Source organism: Enterobacter sp. 04-C-12-SI-ECC, from assembly GCF_047530715.1.
GTDB classification, from domain to species: Bacteria; Pseudomonadota; Gammaproteobacteria; order Enterobacterales; family Enterobacteriaceae; genus Enterobacter; species Enterobacter bugandensis.
The window spans coordinates 1-1,577 of the sequence record NZ_JBLKDI010000049.1 but is presented as its reverse complement, the minus strand read 5'-3'; the positions used below and the strand labels follow the sequence as shown (position 1 = coordinate 1,577).

The 1,577-nt window shown below is 44.1% G+C and carries 2 protein-coding genes; both read left to right on the top strand.

Annotated elements, in window-relative coordinates; genetic code table 11:
- The first annotated feature begins 173 nt into the window (after nt 1–173).
- Nucleotides 174–1,403, top strand: a complete 1,230-nt coding sequence (locus ACMWL8_RS25060) for an EAL and HDOD domain-containing protein (RefSeq protein ID WP_000286799.1) — start codon at nt 174–176, stop codon at nt 1,401–1,403.
- Nucleotides 1,404–1,488: 85 nt separating this feature from the next.
- The coding region (locus ACMWL8_RS25055; RefSeq protein WP_223819062.1) for a hypothetical protein at nt 1,489–1,577 on the top strand (89 nt) is incomplete at its 3' end.

Here is a 1,577-nt window from a genome sequence, read left to right as displayed (position 1 = left end):
GCCTCAGCATTTTATTATGGTGATCCCCTGGGCGAAATGCGCCTGGTAAGCAGAGTTTTTGAAATGTAAGGCCTTTGAATAAGACAAAAGGCTGCCTCATCGCTAACTTTGCAACAGTGCCATAGAAAGGTTACATTTCTAAAAATTATAACGCTGACCTGGGGACCGGGAATATGTATTCATTTATCGCACGCCAGCCTATTTTTGACACAAAAATGCAGACCGTCGCTTATGAGCTGCTTTTCAGAGACGGAATGAACAATGCCTTTCCCGATGTTTCACCAGAATACGCCACGTCCAGAATGATTTCTGACCAGTTTTTATGCATCCCTGTTCCCCGTATAGCCAACAATCACAGTTCTTTTATTAATGTGCCGCACCAGATGATCATTAACGGACTGGGCGATACGCTGCCGAATGAAAAAGTGGTCATCGAAATTCTGGAAAATGCAGTCCCGGATGATGCGCTTTTCTGTGCCGTAAAGGATATGCACGACAGGGGTTACCAGCTTGCGCTCGATGATTTCACGATGGATGATGAATGGGACCGCTTTATGCAGTATATTTCTGTCATCAAATTTGATGTCAGAGACAATGACTATGAAGATATCCGGCAATATATCCACAGAAAAAGTCAGCTTCTGCAGGGCATAAAATTCCTTGCTGAAAAAGTGGAAACAAGGGACGAGTTTGAGCTTTACAGCCGGGCGGGTTTCGCGCTTTTCCAGGGATTTTTCTTCAGTCGCCCGGAAATCCTCAGAAATAAATGCCTTTCCCAGAACCCCCTGCCACTCTCCAGGCTGATGATGGAGGTGAACAGGGAAAACCCGGACTTTGCCGCGGTCGAACGTCTGCTTAAAACCGATCTGACGCTGTCATATAAAATCATGCGCTACGTCAGAAACATGCTGTTTAAATCACATGGCATAATTCAGGCGGACAATCTTACCCTGAAAGAAATGCTGATGTATATGGGGGGCAAAGAACTCCGGCGGTTTGTTGCGGTGGCCGCCCTTTCAAATATGGGGCGTTCCGGCATCAGTGAACTTTATCATCTGAGCATGGTTCGCGGAAAATTCTGCGAATTAATTGCCGAAAAAATAAATAATGTTTCATTATCCTATAACGCATTTATATGCGGTCTGTTTTCATTGCTGGATGTCATTCTTGAACTCCCCATGGACGATTTAATTAAACAGATTTCAATCCCGCAAAACGTAACTGCCGCGCTTTGTGAACATAAAGGTGAACTTTTTGACATACTGACCCTGTCGTTATGTTATGAGAAACTTAACTGGGAGGAAACCGCGAAAATATGTAATACCCTCAATATCAGCGAGTTCACTGTTATAGAAACCATGCAGGCCGCAACAAAATGGGCGGACGAGCTCGCCGTCTGTTAAGGATATTTATCACAAGACAAATCAGTCATACACATCATTTTTTAATTAAAGAAGGCTTTGTTGAATAAATCGAACTTTTGCTGAGTTGAAGGATCAGATCACGTATCTTCCCGACAACGCAGACCGTTCCGTGGCAAAGCAAAAGTTCAAAATCACCAACTGGCCCACCTACAA